Source organism: Pseudoalteromonas sp. Cn5-37, from assembly GCF_021532495.1.
In the GTDB taxonomy this organism is placed as follows: Bacteria; Pseudomonadota; Gammaproteobacteria; order Enterobacterales; family Alteromonadaceae; genus Pseudoalteromonas; species Pseudoalteromonas simplex.
In genome coordinates this window covers 35,104-54,075 of the sequence record NZ_JAKGBA010000005.1, presented here as the reverse complement: position 1 = coordinate 54,075, position 18,972 = coordinate 35,104, and the positions used below count along the sequence as shown (strand labels likewise).

Annotated in this window: 19 protein-coding genes; 11 read left to right on the top strand and 8 right to left on the bottom strand. The window is 40.4% G+C overall.

Going from position 1 to position 18,972, the window contains the following annotated elements:
• The first annotated feature begins 88 nt into the window (after positions 1–88).
• Positions 89–3,178 (top strand): TonB-dependent receptor, encoded by a 3,090-nt coding sequence (locus L1266_RS09165; protein ID WP_235377377.1) that lies wholly within the window; start codon positions 89–91, stop codon positions 3,176–3,178.
• A 50-nt stretch (positions 3,179–3,228) separates the two neighbouring features.
• Here L1266_RS09165 and L1266_RS09160 read toward each other — a convergent pair whose 3' ends face one another.
• The 5 genes from L1266_RS09160 to L1266_RS09140 all read right to left on the bottom strand — a co-directional run bounded on the left by L1266_RS09160 (position 3,229) and on the right by L1266_RS09140 (position 8,153).
• Entirely contained in the window at positions 3,229–4,239 is a 1,011-nt protein-coding gene (locus L1266_RS09160) for an ABC transporter ATP-binding protein (RefSeq protein WP_235377376.1), read from the bottom strand.
• Between the two features lie 11 nt (positions 4,240–4,250).
• Positions 4,251–5,750: an ABC transporter permease gene (locus tag L1266_RS09155; RefSeq protein ID WP_235377375.1), complete on the bottom strand. Its 1,500-nt coding sequence runs from the start codon at positions 5,748–5,750 to the stop codon at positions 4,251–4,253.
• Positions 5,750–6,790: an extracellular solute-binding protein gene (locus L1266_RS09150; RefSeq protein ID WP_235377374.1), complete on the bottom strand. Its 1,041-nt coding sequence runs from the start codon at positions 6,788–6,790 to the stop codon at positions 5,750–5,752. Before L1266_RS09150 ends, L1266_RS09155 begins: the two co-directional genes overlap by 1 nt.
• On the bottom strand, positions 6,790–7,602 hold the full coding sequence (locus L1266_RS09145) for a hypothetical protein (protein WP_235377373.1): 813 nt from the start codon (positions 7,600–7,602) through the stop codon (positions 6,790–6,792). The genes L1266_RS09150 and L1266_RS09145 overlap by 1 nt, the downstream gene beginning before the upstream one ends.
• A 95-nt stretch (positions 7,603–7,697) precedes the next feature.
• Positions 7,698–8,153 carry a MarR family winged helix-turn-helix transcriptional regulator gene (locus L1266_RS09140; protein WP_235377372.1) on the bottom strand — a complete coding sequence of 152 codons (456 nt, stop codon included), beginning with the start codon at positions 8,151–8,153 and terminating at the stop codon, positions 7,698–7,700.
• 103 nt (positions 8,154–8,256) lie between these two features.
• Between L1266_RS09140 and hmgA the strand changes: the two genes are divergently transcribed.
• Entirely contained in the window at positions 8,257–9,561 is a 1,305-nt protein-coding gene (gene hmgA / locus L1266_RS09135) for a homogentisate 1,2-dioxygenase (RefSeq protein ID WP_235377371.1), read from the top strand.
• The gene (gene maiA / locus L1266_RS09130) at positions 9,561–10,190 is read left to right on the top strand and encodes a maleylacetoacetate isomerase (RefSeq protein WP_063530108.1); all 630 of its coding nucleotides are present in this window, start codon (positions 9,561–9,563) and stop codon (positions 10,188–10,190) included. Before hmgA ends, maiA begins: the two co-directional genes overlap by 1 nt.
• Positions 10,191–10,243: 53 nt before the next feature.
• Here maiA and L1266_RS09125 read toward each other — a convergent pair whose 3' ends face one another.
• Positions 10,244–10,474, bottom strand: coding sequence for a TIGR02647 family protein (locus tag L1266_RS09125; RefSeq protein WP_054552187.1), 231 nt, complete (start codon positions 10,472–10,474; stop codon positions 10,244–10,246).
• 77 nt (positions 10,475–10,551) lie between these two features.
• On the opposite strand from L1266_RS09125, the gene L1266_RS09120 reads away from it, so the two are divergent.
• Positions 10,552–10,851, top strand: coding sequence for a DUF1496 domain-containing protein (locus tag L1266_RS09120; protein ID WP_054552186.1), 300 nt, complete (start codon positions 10,552–10,554; stop codon positions 10,849–10,851).
• A gap of 56 nt (positions 10,852–10,907) precedes the next feature.
• Positions 10,908–11,174, top strand: coding sequence for a VF530 family DNA-binding protein (locus tag L1266_RS09115; RefSeq protein WP_054552185.1), 267 nt, complete (start codon positions 10,908–10,910; stop codon positions 11,172–11,174).
• 4 nt (positions 11,175–11,178) lie between these two features.
• Here the strand turns inward: L1266_RS09115 and L1266_RS09110 are convergent, their stop codons facing one another.
• The gene (locus L1266_RS09110) at positions 11,179–12,801 is read right to left on the bottom strand and encodes a diacylglycerol kinase family protein (RefSeq protein ID WP_235377370.1); all 1,623 of its coding nucleotides are present in this window, start codon (positions 12,799–12,801) and stop codon (positions 11,179–11,181) included.
• Between the two features lie 335 nt (positions 12,802–13,136).
• Between L1266_RS09110 and L1266_RS09105 the strand changes: the two genes are divergently transcribed.
• The 6 genes from L1266_RS09105 to L1266_RS09080 all read left to right on the top strand — a co-directional run bounded on the left by L1266_RS09105 (position 13,137) and on the right by L1266_RS09080 (position 18,146).
• The gene (locus L1266_RS09105; RefSeq protein ID WP_138599809.1) at positions 13,137–13,667 is read left to right on the top strand and encodes a sigma-70 family RNA polymerase sigma factor; all 531 of its coding nucleotides are present in this window, start codon (positions 13,137–13,139) and stop codon (positions 13,665–13,667) included.
• Entirely contained in the window at positions 13,664–14,353 is a 690-nt protein-coding gene (locus tag L1266_RS09100; RefSeq protein WP_054552182.1) for an anti-sigma factor, read from the top strand. Before L1266_RS09105 ends, L1266_RS09100 begins: the two co-directional genes overlap by 4 nt.
• Before the next feature lie 122 nt (positions 14,354–14,475).
• Positions 14,476–16,068, top strand: a complete 1,593-nt coding sequence (locus L1266_RS09095; protein WP_235377369.1) for a DUF4331 domain-containing protein — start codon at positions 14,476–14,478, stop codon at positions 16,066–16,068.
• Between the two features lie 14 nt (positions 16,069–16,082).
• On the top strand, positions 16,083–16,595 hold the full coding sequence (locus L1266_RS09090) for an Ig-like domain-containing protein (protein WP_138617319.1): 513 nt from the start codon (positions 16,083–16,085) through the stop codon (positions 16,593–16,595).
• Between the two features lie 39 nt (positions 16,596–16,634).
• On the top strand, positions 16,635–17,627 hold the full coding sequence (locus L1266_RS09085; RefSeq protein ID WP_235377368.1) for a tetratricopeptide repeat protein: 993 nt from the start codon (positions 16,635–16,637) through the stop codon (positions 17,625–17,627).
• 9 nt (positions 17,628–17,636) lie between these two features.
• Complete coding sequence (locus L1266_RS09080) at positions 17,637–18,146, top strand: hypothetical protein (RefSeq protein ID WP_054552178.1); 510 nt, start codon at positions 17,637–17,639, stop codon at positions 18,144–18,146.
• A 126-nt stretch (positions 18,147–18,272) separates the two neighbouring features.
• Here the strand turns inward: L1266_RS09080 and L1266_RS09075 are convergent, their stop codons facing one another.
• The gene (locus L1266_RS09075) at positions 18,273–18,890 is read right to left on the bottom strand and encodes a TetR/AcrR family transcriptional regulator (protein WP_235377367.1); all 618 of its coding nucleotides are present in this window, start codon (positions 18,888–18,890) and stop codon (positions 18,273–18,275) included.
• Positions 18,891–18,972 lie beyond the last annotated feature (82 nt).

The window sequence follows — 18,972 nt, the reverse complement described above, 5'->3', positions numbered from 1 at the left end:
ATCTGTAATAAAAATGACACACATTGACTTTAAAAAAGGAAAGGTACTTACACCGAGTAAGTATTATAATTTAATAACGGGAAACCTCATGAAATCAACATTTAATAAAAGTACACTAGCAATCGCTGTTGCGACTTGTTTAACCTTCAGCCATGCTGCAATGGCCAATGAAACCTCCTCCTCTATCAAAGGACAAGTTACAGGCCCGAATGGCAATCCTGCTGCTGGCACACAAATAACAATAATCCATATCCCTTCAGGCTCAGTTAAAAAAACGACGGTAACAAATGAAGGTAATTTTTCAAGCCAAGGCCTTCGCGTCGGTGGCCCTTACAAAATTATCGTCGATTCTGATCAATATGAAGATCAACAACTTGATGGTATTTATTTGACTTTAGGTCAAGATTACCCTGTGACTGTTAGTTTACAAACACAGCAAATGGAACAAATAGTGGTATCTGGCGCACCGATAAGCGCACAAACTGGCAGCACAGGTCCTGCAAGTCATTTCTCACTTGAAGATCTAGAGTCTCGCCCTGCAATAAACCGTGATTTGAAAGACATTATTCGCGCCGACCCTCGCATCTTTATTGATGAAACAAATGCAAACTCAATTAATTGTGGCGGCGGTAATCCTCGCTTCAACAGCTTGACTGTTGATGGTGTGCGCATGAATGATAACTTTGGTTTAAATTCGAGTGGATACCCAACCGAACGCATGCCATTTTCATTCGATTCTATAGACCAAGTGGCTGTTGAACTTGCGCCATTCGACGTGCAATACGGTGGTTTTACATCATGTAATATTAATGCGGTAACAAAATCAGGTACCAATGAAATTCATGGTGGTTTATTTTACGACTATACCAATGACTCAATGTCAGGCGACTCTATCGAAGGTAAAAAGCTTGATACAGGAAACTACACTGAGAAACGTTATGGTTTTAACCTAGGTCTACCTTTAATTGAAGATAAGCTATTCTTTTTTACCTCTTATGAGAAACTAGAAGGCGCGCAAATCTTTGATTATATTCCATTTGCTGACAACCGTATTGATCAAGCAACGATCGACCGTATTACACAAATCTCCAAAGATAACTATAACTACGACCCAGGTAGCATGATTCCAAGCCTACCTGTCGAAGACGAAAAGATTTTAGTAAAGCTTGATTGGAACATTAACGATGCCCACCGTGCAAGCCTAGTGTATAACTACAATGATGGCTTCTCTCTAGCTCAATCTGATGCTGATTCTAACGAAATAGCTCTTTCAAACCACTTCTATGAGCGTGGCGCTGAATTAGAATCCTATGTTGCCTCTGTTTACTCTGATTGGACAGATAATTTTTCAACAGAAGTAAGAGTGGGTTATTCAAAACTCGATAACCGCCAACAATCATTAGATGCTGCATCTGGTTTTGGTGAATTCCGTATCGACACTGGTGATATTGATGTTTATATCGGCCCTGATGATTCTCGCCAATCAAATATCCTAAACTATGACAACCTATCACTTAAATTAGGTGGCACATACTATCTAGAAGATCATGAATTATCATTTGGATATGAGCGTGAAGAACTGGATGTATACAACTTATTTGTTCAGCACACAGAAGGCGAATATCGCTTTAGTTCAATAGAAGATTTTGAAAATGGTATTGCGCGTGTTTACTATGGCAACGCATCATCACAAAATCCAGACGATGCAGCAGGCGAATTTGCTTACGCTTTAAACACCGTTTACTTTCAAGATAAGTTTGAGCTAATTGACTACGATATCACGATTACAGCGGGTCTACGTTATGATTGGTATACAAGCAGCGATAAACCAACCCATAACCAAAACTTTGAAGACAGATATGGCTTTTCAAATAGCCAAAACCTCGATGGTATTGACCTTCTTCAACCGCGTTTAGGCATCAACTGGATTTATAATGATCAATTAGAGTTACGTGGTGGTTTTGGTCTATATTCTGGTGGTAATCCAAATGTTTGGGTTTCGAACAGCTACTCTAATGACGGTGTACGAAATATTCAAATTAACCAAAGAGGTTTACAAATTCTTGGTGATGATGCCATTGCATTTAATGGTGGCGGTATGCCAGGTTATGACATTCCTCAATCACTCTATGACGAGGTTGGACAAGGTGGTGCAGATGCAAGCGCAAATGTTACAGACCCTGACTTTGAAATTCCTTCAGAATGGAAGTTCTCTTTAGGTGGTACTTACATCACCAGCAATGATTATGTGTTCAATGTTGATTATCTCTACACAGATAAACAAGACTCAGCAATCATTCGCAACATCGCCAACGTACAAACAGACACAGCGCCAGATGGCCGCCCTGTTTACAACGATGTTTTACACCCACGTGTATCTGACTTTATGCTGACAAACGTAGAAGGCAGAGATGCTTATTCACATGTACTTTCTTTATCGATGAATAAAGCATTTGATAATGGCATAGATTTAGCGCTTTCTTATGCTTATACCGTGGCTAAAGATGTGAGCCCAATGACAAGCTCTGTAGCATTCTCTAATTACCACTTTATTGCGGTATCTGATTCAGAGAATCCTGGGGTTACAACTTCTAATTATGAGATACCACATCGCTTTACATTATCTTTTGGTTATAGCCATGAAATTTTTGATGGCTACGAAACTAAGTTCAACCTATTTGGTCAAGCACAACAGACTAACCCATACTCGTATACCTTTGATAGAGATTCAGGTGGTTTAGGCTTTAATGACGCGAGTCGCCAACTTTTATATGTACCAGAGGTTGATGATGCAGCAGTTGTTTATGGACCTGACTTCGATCAAACTGCCTTTAATAACTGGATTGAAAGTGAAGGCTTAAAACGAGGTGAGATCCAAAAACGTAATAATATTGATGGTGACTGGTGGGTTACATTCGATCTAAAAGTTGAGCAAGAATTCATGGGCTTCACGCCTGATCAAAAAGGCTCTGCTTATTTCGTAATTAAAAACATCGGTAATCTGTTGAACGACGATTGGGGTGTTTTAAAATCAGGTAGTTCGTTGCAAAGTGCAGTAACAGCTGACATTGTTGATGGGCAGTATGTTTATAGCTCTTTCAACCACCCTGCTGGTACGAGTGTACAAACTGAACCTTCTTTATGGGAGATGCGTATCGGGGTTCGTTATAGCTTCTAATAGTTAAAAGCAAATTATAAGCCCGCCTAATTTGGCGGGCTTTTTATTAGTTAGCGCGAATATACGGCCAGCGGATGAGTTGTGTTAATTGATACATGTACGTGGTCATTCGGCCGCACAACCACTTCATGGCTTACACGGCTTGTAACTGTTGTTTTGCAGGCAAGTTCTACAGCACATAAACGGCTACCACCTTCGTAGCGCACCCATGTAACGACACCATTTGACGATTGTGCATTTTGAATAAGGTGAATATCATCAGGGCGAAGTAATACATCAACCTTCGCTGTATCATGATCAACCTTAATAGCTGGGGCATTACCTAAATCAGTAGTGGCGATATCACCTTCACAATTACCGGCAATGAAACTTGCTTCACCTAAGAAACGTGCAACAAAGCGATTGCTTGGTAAGCTAAAGCAGCGTTCAGGGGTATCTATTTGCTGAATAATCCCTTCTTTAAGTACGCCAACTCGGTCACCGACAGATAAGGCTTCCTCTTGGTCATGGGTTACCCAAATTGCAGGTACACCCGCATCTTTTAATGCATTACGAATATCCCAACGAAGGGTATCTTTTAAAGCTGCATCAAGGTTTGATAACGGTTCGTCAAGCAATACAAAGTCAGGTTCGTGAGCCAATGTACGGGCAAGTGCTACACGCTGCTTTTGACCACCCGATAAAGTAGCGGGCTTTTTATCACGAAAAGCTTCAAGACCCAGTAACTTAATCCAGTGATCTGCTTTTGAAGTATCGGTTAATCTAAAGCAAATATTTTGCTGTACTGTTAAATGCGGGAATAACGCAAAGTCTTGAAATACCATCCCTACTTTACGCTTTTCTGGTGGCACTTTTAATTTGGGTGTTGCCCGCCATGAGCCTAAGTTAATTTCGCCTTCGCTGATAGGAATAAGCCCTGCTAACGCTTGTAAAATTGTACTTTTACCACAGCCAGTTGGACCAACTAGCATGAGGATCTCACTTTCCCCAAGTGATAAGTTAAGTTCACTTACCACACGATTGCTACCATAATCGATAGACAGCTTACTAACTGATAGCATTAAACTGATCCTTAATGTTCTAATTGACTGCGCTTTTCACCTGAGAGCATTATAGCTAAGCCACATGCTGATATCACTACTAACAGGAGCCCAGGAATGGCAGCGCGACCGAAATAACCGGCTTCATAAACTCGCCACAAATAGGTTGATAGAGTTTCAAATCCTGTTGGGCCGAGTAACAATGTTGCTTCAAGCTCTCGCATTGATTCTAAAAATACCAAGGCTACACCAGCAATGATACCGCGCAGTGTTAAAGGCAAGGTAATACGCATAAATGCTTCACGAGGGCTTGCGCCTAATACGCGAGCTGATTTAATTAAACTCGAATCTAAGTGTTCTGTGCTGGTTCGCACAGAGCCAACTGCCAACGGTAAGAAGCGCAGCACATAGGCAATCACTAATAATGCCAGAGTTTGGTATAAAAGCGGTAATTGCAGGCCACCATAAACAAGTGCAGTACCCATTACGATACCTGGAATACCAAATCCGAAATAAGTAACCCGTTCCATAATGCGCCCTACTTTACCGCTTAAGGCAGCATGCGCTACAGGCACAGCAACCACAACAGCGACAATAGCCGCAATGCCAGATGCATAAGCTGAGTTCCACGCAATGCTGAAATCAAAGTCAGCAACACCATCACGGGCAAGCCAAAGGGTAAAAATGGCTAACGGCAAACAAATAGCCAATAATAAAACAGGTAGAAAAGTCACCAGCATGGCTAACTTTTGCCCGTTTGATGGAAATAACATTAGCGGTCTACCGTGGCGCTCTGAAGCTGTTTTAATTTGTGATTCGATGAACAGTAAAAAGCCTACTATTACCATTAATTGAAGCGACAACATCGCTGCACGACTTAAGCCAAAGGCGTTATATTCAACATAGATTACCCGAGTAAAGGTATCTAGGCGCATCATCGCCGGTGTACCAAAATCTGATAGGGTATAAAGTGCAACCAGTAATGAGCCCGCCGCTATACCGTTTATTACGCGCGGTAATATGACTTTAAACACACTCATCGGCATCGACATGCCTAAAGTGCGAGCTGCGTTTACCATGCTGGCATCGAGACTAAGTAAAGACGAACGCGTAGTTAGCATCACAAACGGAAATGTGTATAGCGTCATTACAATGGCAGCACCCGTTAAGCCATACATAGGCGGGGTTTCAAAGCCTAGCAGCTGATTTATCTCACCACCGGGGCCAAATGCTGCATATAAAGTAAACGCGCCAATATAACTTGGAATAGCAAGTGGCGCTGCAAACAAAACAAGCCAAAGCTTTTTAAAAGGAAGTTGAACATAGGCACTGATAAACGCCAGAGGCACGCCAATTAAAATAGAGCCTAAAACAGTTAACACCATAAGTGATAAGGTGTTACCTAGAATTTTTAAATTGTGACTATCAAAAACAGCCGTCGCATCACTGGCTAAGGTGATCAGAATATAAACTGGCACTAACGCCAAAAGCGCTGCAAGCAGCGCCATGGGATAAGAAGCAGGTATGCGCATTATAAAATACCGCTACTGCGCATAAGGTCGAGTGTTGGCCTTAAATCTGCCAATTGAGTTAAATCGATTTTCGGCGGTGACACATCCGTTAATGCTGGTAACCCAGCAGGCTGTTCAATGCCCTGGATCAATGGAATTTCGTACGCTTCACGTGCTAAGTAACTTTGTACTTCAGAACTTAGTAAGTAGCGCATAAAGTTCATTGCATTTGGGTTGTCTGTCAGTGATAACACACCTGATGCATTAACTAAACAACCGGCATCTTGATTGGTGAATGCTAGCTCAAGATTAGCATCAGGTTTACCTGACTTAAGACGTAACGTGTAATAATGGTTTGCAAAACCGATATCCACTTCACCACGCTCAACAGCCATCACTACGCCAAGCTCGCCTGCATAAGTTTTCGAACGTTTTTGAACTTTCTTAAGCCATTTAGCGGTTTTATCTTCACCTTCAAGAATACGCATTGCCGTGACAAATGATTGGAAAGAAGCATAAGCCGGTGCCCAACCAATAGATAAATCGCTATCAGCAATGGCCATTATGCTCTCTGGGATCTGATCTTTACTTAGGCGCTTAGTGTTATAAGGCAATGTACGAATACGACCTGTCACTGGTGCCCAGCCCGGATAACGAAACTGCGGTTGTAACTGCGCCTCTAAGTCAGATGGTAGCGGTTTAGCTAAACCTGCATCTGTGACTAAGCCAATCGCACCAGAGTCAACCGCCCAAAATAGATCAGCACGTTTAACACCCGCTTTCGCTTCTGCCACTATCATGTTGGCAAGTGCAGCAGTTGGGCCACGGCGAATAGATAAATTAAGTTTTGGGTTTTTCTTTTGGATTGATTGCAGTACGTTTTCGTACAAACCACCTTCACCACGGCCTAAATATAAGGTTAAGTCACCCTCTAGGGCGGGTAAGTCTTTCACTGAAATTGGGCTTGCAGCAGAGGCTGCAAAGGCACGAGAAAGAGGTAGCGGCATTGCGCCCACTACCCCAAACGCAGCCAGGCCTTGAATAAAGGTCCTACGCTTCACTAAAATACATCCTTACGTGCTTTTTCGGCTTCTTCAAGTAACACCTTAGCGCGATCTAGTTTTTCTTGCATATCAACAACCACTGCACGTACTTGGTCAACAGACCCTTTGTCAGAAATAGCTTTAGGCAGGGTTACGTTAAAATCTTTTTCGAGAACTTCTACTAACTTCGCATCTTTTTCGATAAGTGTACCTTCAACACCTTCGAATAAGTGAAGGTAAGTATCGTGTACTATTTGGGTTGCTTCATCGCTTAAACGTTCTGCGTATTTTGCAACAACACGGTCTAATTTATGTTTGATCTCATCGATAGTAGCGCTTTGCGTCATTGTTTCAGAAGCAGTTGCTTTTACAGCTTTTAATAAGCCTTTTTGCTGGAAGTCGGCAGCAAGTTTAACAGCTCCAAGACCCTGCCACAAGGCAGCATTTAAGGCCTTTTGGTGCTCACGTACTTCGCTTACTGGTTTTTTGTCATCAATGGCCATTTTGATACCATAAATGCCTTGCCAGATTGATGCATAAACCGGTACATAATTCGTTTCAATCGCACTGTGAAACTTTACTGATTCCCAGTATTCAATTAAATCATCGCTTTTAACTGCTTTTGCGCCTTTTGTTTCATAATCGGTAACCATGGTGTCAACTTTACCGACCATCCACTCAACGTCTTCTGAGTAATCTTTTAAATTTTCTTTTAGATGATTAACGTGCTCACCAATTGGGCCATTTGCCAATACAGGTTGGGCAATAAAAGTAGATGCTAATACTAGGCTAAGACCTAGTGTTTTAACGGTGTTTAACGCTAATTTCATAGGGGGGACATCCAAGTTTCTAATTGTAAATGATAGCCATTATCATATATGTATCGATTGTCTAAATCAATTGCTATAAAGCCTTGATTACAGATTTAAACATTTTTATTTAAGTGATTGGAAAGCTTACTAAGAGTGCTTATAAATTGTTTAAGTTCTTGGCTATCTAAGTCACTCACTAAACCTGCTTGCCACTCATTTGCTAATGGCACAATTTGTTCATGCAGACGGTTCCCCTCAACGGAAAGTGATAACAAACTTGCGCGTTTGTCCTTAGGGTTTTCCTTTACTGTTATGAGGTTTCTGGTCAATAGCGACTTTACTGATCGAGACACCGTTGATTTATCCATTCGTGCCATATCACATAATTCTTTAGCAGTGCGCTCGCCATATTGGGCCAAATTCGCAACTATACGCCATTGTGGCACGGTTAAATCGAACTGCTGTTGATATAGCTCACTAAACTGTTCACTCATTTGCATTGCAATATTAGTTAGTGAATAAGGTAAGAACTGTTGTAAATCGAGCGTTGTTTGATTATCTGTCGTCATGGCTGCACTACTGTCAAAGAATATTTACACAAGTAAATTCAGTGTAGTTTGAATTTAGTCTCACATGAGAGTATCTTACCTAAAACCTTTCAGGAGTCTAGTGATGAATAACGAATTACAATATATGACAGGCTTTGGTAATGAATTCGAAACCGAAGCATTACCCGGTGCATTACCTATCGGTCAATTCAGCCCGCAAAAAGTTAAATACGATTTATATGCTGAGCAGTTCAGCACAACGGCATTTACAGCGCCCCGTGCTGATAACCGTCGAACTTGGTTTTACCGCATTCGCCCGTCAGTAATACAAGGTGATTACACGCCAATTGATAATGGCCTTATTCGCACTGCTCCTATTACAGAAGTGCCAACACCACCGACGATGCTGCGTTGGGATCCAATCGACATTCCTACGAAGCCAACCGATTTTATAGATGGTTTAGTCACTATGGCTGCCAACGGTAGTGCCAATGCACAAACAGGTATTGGTATTCATATTTATGTCGCTAATAAATCAATGCAACACCGTTACTTTTATAATGCTGACGGTGAAATGTTATTCGTGCCGCAACAAGGTGAGCTATTACTTAGAACCGAGTGCGGGATACTCACCGTTCGTGCAGGCGAAATTGCCGTAATTCCTCGTGGCATTAAGTTCGCAGTTGATTTGCTTACTGATACAGCCCGTGGCTATATCTGTGAAAACTATGGCCATGCCTATATTTTACCAGAGCGCGGTCCTGTCGGTGCCAACGGCTATGCTAATGACCGTGACTTCCACTACCCTGTAGCGGCTTTCGAAGATATTGAAGGTGATTTTGAACTCGTTGCTAAATTCAACGGCAATATGTTCCGTTGTGATATTGGCCACTCGCCATTAGATGTGGTTGCTTGGACGGGTAACAGTGCACCTTACAAGTATGACCTTGCTAGATTCAATGTTATGAATACAGTAAGTTACGATCACCCAGACCCATCAATCTTTACTGTATTAACATCACCATCGGGTACAGAAGGTGTCGCTAATATCGATTTTGCTATCTTCCCTCCACGCTGGATGGTGGCTGAAAACACATTCCGTCCACCTTATTACCACCGTAATATCATGAGCGAGTTTATGGGCCTAATCGAAGGTGTCTACGATGCCAAAGAGCATGGCTTTGTACCAGGTGGTTCTAGCTTACATAATTGTATGTCGCCACATGGTCCAGAAGCCGATGTATTCGAAAAAGCATCAAATGCTAAACTTGAACCACAACGCTACGAAAACACCTTGGCATTTATGTTCGAATCGCGTTACGTTATTTCACCAACTAAATATGCCCTTGAAGGTAAAGAGCGTCAGCCTAATTACACTGACTGTTGGCGCACTATTAAAAAACATTTCACAGGTAAACAGGACGTATAATGAAACTTTATAGCTATTTTCGTTCATCAGCTGCATATCGAGTACGCATTGCGCTTAATTTAAAGAACATTGATCACGAGTTGGTGACAGTTAATTTATTAAAATCCGAACAGCAAAGCGACGAGTACCTAGCTAAGAACCCTCAAGGGTTATTGCCTGCATTAGAAACTGAGCAAGGTGTACTTGCGCAATCGCTGGCTATTTTAGAGTGGCTAGAAGAAACTCATCCAGAAACGCCTCTTTTAACGGGTGATGCATGGCAAAAAGCTCAGATCCGTAATTTATGTTATGCCGTAGCGTGCGATATCCACCCTATCGATAATTTGCGCGTATTAAAATACTTGGCTAACGATCTGGGTGTTGATGAAGAAGCAAAAACAACCTGGTATAAGCATTGGGTAGAAGTGGGCTTTGAGAGTATCGAAAAGCTACTTGATGAAGCGAACACGTTTTGTGTGGGCAACAAACCAACGCTTGCAGATGTGTGCTTAGTGCCGCAAGTATTTAATGCCTTGCGCTTTAAGGTTGATATGACCAAGTACCCTAAAATTGCAGCTGTTTATGAGCAATGTAATAAGCTTGATGCCTTTATAGATGCTGCACCACAAAATCAGCCAGATGCGATTTAAGCGTTAGTATGATTAATGTAAAAGGCCCGAACAATTCGGGCCTTTTATATTTGTTATCTAAGCGCTGAGTTAATCACACTCACATGGTTGATTAAATCGAGCCCTAAGTCCGTTAAGTAGCCCCCATCAGGACTATCAGTAATACCTTTATCATAAAGCCGTTTTGCTGCATCTTTAATTGAGTTTTCTGCATCGGAGTGTATTTTAATTCCCTGCATTTGAGAGTTACGAGGAAATTTTGCAAGCAGGGTTAGTTCATCGATCATATTTTTATCAAATTGCATGTGTTCACCTTTTTATTATTTATTCCTTGTCATAAGCTTAGTGTAGTTATACAAATCTGCCCAACGGGAGGCGTATTTTGTTAAAGAAAATTTTACTGTTAAGTACTTTGTTTACTTTAGGGTTTCTAAATCAAGCGCACGCTAAGGAAAAACCATTAATCGTGCTTGATGGTCAAGAGGCGTTAAACAATGAAAAAGTGTGTTGGTATGAAAATAAACGCTATACCGAAGGTGCCTATATTGTCGTTGGCGAGATGACCTTAATTTGCAGCGCCAAACAGCCTAATTTTTCAAACAGTGATTTGGCGTGGCTCAGACTAAATGCTAATGGCGAGATTATTTACCCTAAACAAACGAAAACGATTCACGTCAATTAGCTTAAAACGCACAGATAGGGTACTATTGCGCGGTTGCAAATAACCTAAGATTTATCATGGACAATCAACCAAATAATCCGTTACATGGCGTTAAATTAGCCGACATCGTTACTAAACTTGAAGAAAAACTTGGTTGGGAAGGTATGGCAGCGCACGTCGATGTACGCTGCTTTCAAAATGACCCAAGTGTAAAGTCGAGTCTTAAATTTTTACGAAAGACCCCTTGGGCACGAGAAAAAGTAGAGCAGTTATATATTGATACCTTTATCAATAATGACCTAGCTGATGATGGCACTTTCCAATGGAAAAGCATCAAAAAGTAACCACTTAATCTTCAGCTGCTACAATCACCGAAAGCGATTTCGGTGATATCTCCACCTCTAGTTTATCTGCGGTTTTCACCTCACCATCAATAACATAGCTCAACCCTTTTGCTGCGCTTACTGTTACTCGTTTAGCATTTGTGTGGTGACTGTTAATAGCAAAACTAGTTTGCGTAATACTCGAGAACACTAACTCCGCAATACTTAAAGTACTCGCTTTAGAATCGGCACTAGGTGTTAGCCAGTTAACATCCAATAAACCATCTTGGTGATCTGGCTGCCCTGCAGATTGCGCAAGTAAGGTAGTAAATGGCGCGGCGTTGGCGATGATTAAACTGGTGGTATTGATTGTTTGCTCATCGTTATTATCAAGCGTAACAATATAGTCTTGCGCCTCATGCTCACCTAATGCTTGCCAAAACCCTTGTAAATAAGCTAATTGCCCAGACTCATTTTTTGCATCACGATGGGCTTTTTCAATCATCTTTTGTTCAAAACCAATTCCTGCAAGTAATAACATACGCTCGCCATTACACACAGCGGTATCTATCCGACTCGCCTGCCCTTCAATTATCAACTCACACGCCTGCTCTACCGGAATAAGCTTCGATTTTATACCCATCAATACATGAGCTAGCGCATTGGCAGTACCTAAAGGAATAATACCCAATTTACAGTCTGTATTAACAAGTACACTTGCCACCTCTGTTACAGTGCCATCGCCACCACAGGCGATGACTACATCTGGGTTCAATTCAAGTGCTTCTTTAGCTAACTCAGTACCATTTACCTGCTCTGAAGTGGTGTAAACAGTTAAATCGTAATACTCAGACAAACGAGATGTAATTTGCTTACGTTTAGCTTCCCACAGTTTTGTGCCAGAAACAGGGTTAGCAATGAGCACAGCTTTATTTTTGATTAATAAGTCACCTCTACGATGGCGGCGCACTAGATGACGCAGCTGGCGCTTGTTTAAATTTGCAGTTTCTCGTGTCTCTTTAATTTGTGCGAGTACTTGGTGTACATCGGCATCTTTATTTTGGCTAAGTAAGTAAGCTGCCATCACAAATACAGAACGGCCTCGTCCTAAAGCGCAGTGCACTACCACACGTCTATCAGCTTTTACTTGATGGTCAATCCAATTAATTGCTTGATGCAATTGAGCGCGTGTTGGCACGCTATGATCAAGAACAGGGATATTTAAATAACGAATATTCTCTTGGGTAGAAGACCATTCAAGGCCATCAAATTCACAAGTTACATCTAAAATAGCTGTAATGCCCATTTCTTTCATGGTGTCTATATCTGAAGGAAATAAACGACAGGCTAAAAATAAATGCTCATTAATTTGTTGTAATGGCGGTACTTTATCGTGTTTACGCGACCAAGCATTGTAAAGCTGTGCACCCAACAAAAAGGGGATAAAAGCCCAACGAATATAAATAGGAATAACGCCATTTTCACGTTTTCTGAAAATACGTGCGATATTAAAAATATATGCGCCACTGACTAATAGTAACGACAGTGCAGTCCAATAAAAAAACAGTGCAAAATACACAGTTTCTACGCGAATAGCCGCAATTATAAATACAATCGCTAATGCTAAGTAACTAAATGCTGCCCACATAATCACTCCTTGTTATTCTAATTGCACAATACCTTGCAAATTTCACTCCATATAAAGCCATTTAAATAGCTTTATAGACTATGAAAAATCAGCAACTTAGCAATTATTAAAAAGCTTACCAATTTAGTTTAGGACATTTTTTCACTACTTTATGAATAACTTACACAAGTTTACATAATATTCACATGTAAGTTTGCCTTGTCTTGCAACCCTGCTACGCTAACTAATGGAAAAGAATTACTTTTACAAAATTAAACCATTCTTTTTGTAAAAACATAAATGAATTGCATCTAAAACTGTCAGCTAATCGTTATTAATAATAACAAAGGAAATCTATGGAAAACGATGAATTATTAACCCTATTAAGTGCTACAGCTAAAGGCGATAAAATTGCTTTTGGTCACTTATATCAGAAGACCAGCGCAACACTTTTCGCAATAAGTCTTAAGATGCTTGGCAATCGAGCGCACGCCGAGGAAGCTTTACAAGATGCTTTTGTTAAAGTTTGGCATAACGCAAGTGAATATCAATCATCTAAAGGCGCTGTTATGTCTTGGATGATCAGCATAGTTAGATATCGAAGCCTAGATATGATTCGCCATCACAAAGTGCGTAAGGAACAAACTCTTGTTGATGAAAATGATCATTTAGATGATTTACCTATTGATGTTAATTATGAAGACAACAGCAAATTGGTAGATTGTATCGAACAGCTTGATCCTCAGCAAAGACAGGCTATTCATTTAGCATACTATAGAGGTTTGACTCATCACGAATTAGTTGACCACATCGCGACACCGCTTGGAACAGTCAAAAGCTGGATCCGACGTGGTTTACAGCAACTACAAAGGTGCTTAACGCTATGAATTATGAAAATCAAACACTCATTGATATGTTAGCGGCTGAATATGTACTGGGGACATTACGTGGTTCAGCAAGAGATAGATTCACTCGGTTAATGCTAACTTCAACGCGGGCACGTGAAGCAACTTGGATGTGGGAACAACACTTGAACAACCTTGCAAGTTCAATAGAATCTGTGCCTCCAGATGAACATGTTTGGCAGAAAATTGTTAGCAGGATCGATCCTCAGGTAATACCTATAACAAGCAAGCCAAATAAATCTAAATCATCAATATTACAAGCTTGGTCACTCATCGCTACGGCTGCATGTATAGTGTTAGCTTTAATTATTTGGCAACCTCAGGAAATAACGAAAGTTAAATCAGAACAAATAGCCCTTTTTAAAAATGAGGCTGAACAACCCCTTTGGTTTATTGATGTAAAAGATGAAAACTTATCGATTCGAGCTGCAACAGCACTTGTTCCACGCACTGATAAAGATTATGAACTATGGATGATCTTAAAAGGTAAAGATGCGCCGGTTTCTTTAGGTTTACTTCCAAAATCGGGAACACTTGAATTACCAAAACACATAGAGTTTGATGCGACAGAAATCTCGCTACTCGCTATCAGTTTAGAACCTCTAGGAGGCTCGCCAAATGGCTCTCCAACTGAGGTACTTTTCACTACAGAACTCATTATTTTGTAAATTAAAAGCCGTGTTTAAACACGGCTTTTTACTTTTTTCTAAAAAACTTTAACTTTTTTGCATCCAATAAGATTGCCAGTACGTTACTAGCAATGACTTATTTTACAACTAAGGAAAAAGTCATGAACAAAGTAATACCATCTCTAATCACTATTGCAGTATGTAGTACCTTATTCACTTCTATTTCTGAAGCATCTAGCCACCGAGAAGCACCTAATATTACGCGCTTTCCAACGTTAGATTCGACTGACTTTTATGCTTTTAATAGTTACGAAGAAGGTCGAGGTGACTACGTAACCTTTATTGCCAATTATATTCCTTTGCAAGATGCCTATGGCGGACCAAACTACTTTGCGATGGATCCAGACGCGACTTATAGCATCCATATTGATAACGATGGTGATGCTGTTGAAGATATGACATTCGCATTTAATTTTAAAAGTATGTTACCGAACAACAATATGGGAGTTGCTCTTACCGTCGGCCCCGAAGGTAATCAAAGAACAGTCGCAGTTCCTCTAAAAAATGTTGGTGGCGTTTCAGCAGGCAATAATGCTGCCGTTAATTTCAGTGAGTCATATACTGTGAGTGTAATTTCTGGCTCACAACGTTCCGGCACAAAAAGCATGCTGACAAACACCACCAATAGCAGCAACGATTTTTATAAACCTCTCGATTACATTGGTAATAAGACATTCTCTTCAATGGCTTCATACCAAGAGTACGCAAATCAATTTGTTTATAGTGTCGCACTGCCTGGATGTGATGGCATGGGCAAAGTGTTTGTAGGTCAAAGAAAAGACCCATTTGTTGTGAATCTAGGCAAAACATTTGATTTAGTTAATTACGTCCCTGTTGAAGGTGATAGTGCGCCAGGTGCAGGCGATGGTGGTGGATTCCCAGGCGGGATTACACAAACAGCTGATAATGATGACTTAGCTATGAAGAATGTCACTGCAATTGCTGTAGAAGTACCAAAAGCCTGTGTAGTAGGTGAAGGGAATGGCACAATTGGTAGCTGGACAACGGCAAGTTTGCCCCAAGCACGCATTTTAAATCCTAATGCCGCATTTGCAAAAACTTCGGTAAATGGCGGTGCTTTAACGCAGGTTTCGCGTCTTGGTAACCCATTAGTGAACGAATTAGTAATTGGCCTTAAAGATAAAGACACATTTTCTACTTCAGCACCTGCCGATGATGGTCAATTTGCCGACTATGTTACCCACCCTTCTTTACCTGAATTATTAAATATTCTCTTTAAAGACGCTGTTAATACGACGTTGGGCACAGATATTGAAACATTGGCACCGACTAACTTCCCACGAAATGATTTAGTCACCGCATTTTTAACGGGTTTCCCTGGTGTAAATCAACTTGCTACAGTAACGCCATCTGAAATGCTTCGCTTAAACACAGCAATTGCCGCAACACCTCAAAATGAGCAATCAGCATTTGGTGTCGCAGGTGATGATTTAGCTGGCTTTCCGAATGGCCGTCGCCCTTGTGATGATGTAGTTGATATCGCATTACGTGTTGTAATGGGCCGTTTATGTTATCCGATCCCTGTTAATGGCACAGACACTGATCTTGGTTTATGTACATCAGATGATGCAAGTGTTGGTAATGTACCTTTCACAGATGGTGCGCCTCTTGATGCAAGCATGATGGATAGCAGTTTCCCATACCTTGCTACCCCAATTGCTGGTTCTAAATAAACAGGAGAGTCATTATGTGTAAATTACAACTCTCAAGTATCACACTCATTGTATTGTCTAGCTTACTAGTCGCTTGTAACGATAGTGATAGTAAGAAAAATATGGATACTGAAGTCGTTAATTCAGCACCTAGCGCAGAAGATGCAATGGTAACCACTCAGACTGAAACCGTTATTAACGACATGCTCGAAGGCTCAGACCCTGATGGCGATACGTTAACGTTTAGTTTAGTGAGTGAGCCAAGTTTAGGTACTGTAAATGTAAATACGGATGGTAGCTATATTTATACGCCAAACCTAGAGACTGTCGGTTCTGATAGTTTTCAATTTGCAGTCAGTGATGGTGTGAATAGTCAGGTAACAGCAACAGTAAGTATCACGATAGAGACCTTACAAGTTGACTTTGCAACGCTTGGTCGGGCCGCATTTATTCAAGATGTAAATGATGAACCTCTTCGATTGAATGGTCGAGAATTTATTAATACAGGTTCTGAGGCAAATTTTGATGATCTATTAAACGGGAATTAGTTTTTAGCTTGGCCACGGATGGCTATTTCTGGAGCAATCATGAAATATCTTTTATACATAGCTTTCGTTTTTAGCACTTACACTCATGCGGATCCTTATATACCAAATGATAAAGATGTTATAGCCTTATCAAGCAAACCGAAAGAAACTGAATTCACTAAAGAACAACTAACCGCCTTATTTAATAAAAGCCAATTTGTTGGTCAAACAGAAACAAATCAAGGTATGTTAAAAAGCTATTTAGAAAAACAAATTACTCTAACCGAAGATCCCGATATACATTATTTTTATGCTCGCTTACTACAAAGAGAACATGAGTTTGAAGCAGCAATTAATATTCTTTCAGAAGTTATCTCACGCAAACCTGATCATACGAATGCTATTTTATTAAAAGCAAATTTACTGATGGTTAAAGGTCGATTTGAACAAGCACTTGCACAGTGTTTATCATTATTTGGTTTAGTTGGACTGGAAACTATTTCTACCTGCTCTCTCGATGTTAAGAGTCAAACAGGTGAACTTGAGCAAAGTTATCAAGCTTTACAAACCATTGTAAAAGAATCGTCAATGACTAGAAACACGCGTCATGTGCTCGCCGAGATGGCCTATAGGTTAGGCTATCCAGAACAAACGATAACTTACCTCAGTAACCTTGACCTAAAAACAGCCCCTGTCAGTTTAGTTGTTCTATGGGCTGACGCTCAAATGGCAAAGAAAAACCACCAGATAGTATTATCAACGTTAGCAAGTTTAACTGCTGAAAATACTAACTTGGAAGACGCTATATTATTACGCTTAGCGCAAGCTGAAAAAATTGAGAAGCAATCAGATAAATGGCAAGAAAAAATGAGAAAGCGAGTGATACTAAGAGAACGGCGTCAAGACACCTATCATGCCAGTGATTTAGCTTTGTATTACTTAACATTAGATAAAAATAATGTAAAAGCTAAATACTGGGCAGAAATGAACTGGCAACAAGCTAAATTAGACAGTGATAAAAAACTTTTAGCACTCACTAACACTAGCAATTAAGGAATTATCATGAAAATCTTAGCAGCGGCTCTTTTATTTTTAATAGCATGTAGCTTTAAAATAAACGCCCATCAATTAAGTACAGCGTATCTTAACTTAACAAAAACCGAAAACGAGCAGTTAGTGTTAAAAGGGCAATGGCAAGTTGCTGTTATTGACTTAGAACATGTTATACCTTTTGACATTAACACAAATGATGTAATTACATGGCAAGAGATCAAGAGCCAAAAAGAGAGTATTTTAAAATACTTAGCTAAACATTTGGTTGTGAATCAGAATGACATAGGCTGTAAGCTGCATAATGAGGGGGATTTAAAAATCGACTCACATTTTAATGAATCATATATTGTCGTGCCTGTTCAAATAACCTGTCCTACTACACAAGCATTCACCATAAACTACAGTGCGTTGTTTGAAGTTGATGCTAATCACAAGGCAATTGCTGACATTGCAAACTTTAGTAGAGTGTTCACGTTAAGTGAAAATAATCAATCATTTGACACCAATTCACCTAATTAGTACGTCGATTTATAGGTATGAAAACCCTATGCTACTAAGGCAAAATTTCGTTTTGTAAATCGATTTATTGCCATGAAATTTAGTTCGTAACTATCTAAAGCTTTAGTAAGCGCTAGTAGATGCGCTTTATTCAAAAGGTAATAACAAGGTTTTCATTGTTGGGCGAAGTGCTTTAAGTAATTCATTAATATCTAGATCTGGGTTCAGCATTTTGCGTAGTAAAAGCCCCCCCATCACAGAAAACATCACTTCAATACGAGCATTCACTTCTTCAAGTGCCGTTCCTTGTAACGGCCCTCTTTCACCCACTAATAATTCGCGCATTGAATCACGGGCGTGGATATCTGACTCACGCAGTAAGTTAGCGACTTTTTCATTACGTGCTGCTTCGGCAAGCATTTCTAAATCAAGCGCACCTTGATTTAAATCGGTATGGCGCTCAACGCCTCGGTCAAGACCATCTAGCAGAACAGTGACACGATCGCCGGGTTTATCAGCAAACTCTTTAAAGATTGAGAACATTTCTTCCATATCACGTTCAACAATCGATTCTATAATTGCTTCTTTACTGGCGAAGTAATTATAGATATGGCCAGCACTCATACCCGCAGTCTTCGAGATTTCCGCCATTCCCGCGCCATGATAGCCTTTACGTCGAAAACAATCTGCCGCGGCACAAAGCACTTGATTACGTCTTGCCTCGGCAAGCGCAGGGTCACTGTGTCTTTTTGTTTTTTGCGTCATGGTTTCTCCAAGCTTTACTGACTAGGGTTAACTTTAATTTAAACAAGGTTTACAGGATCTTAATCTTAGAGGAGAGTCAAAA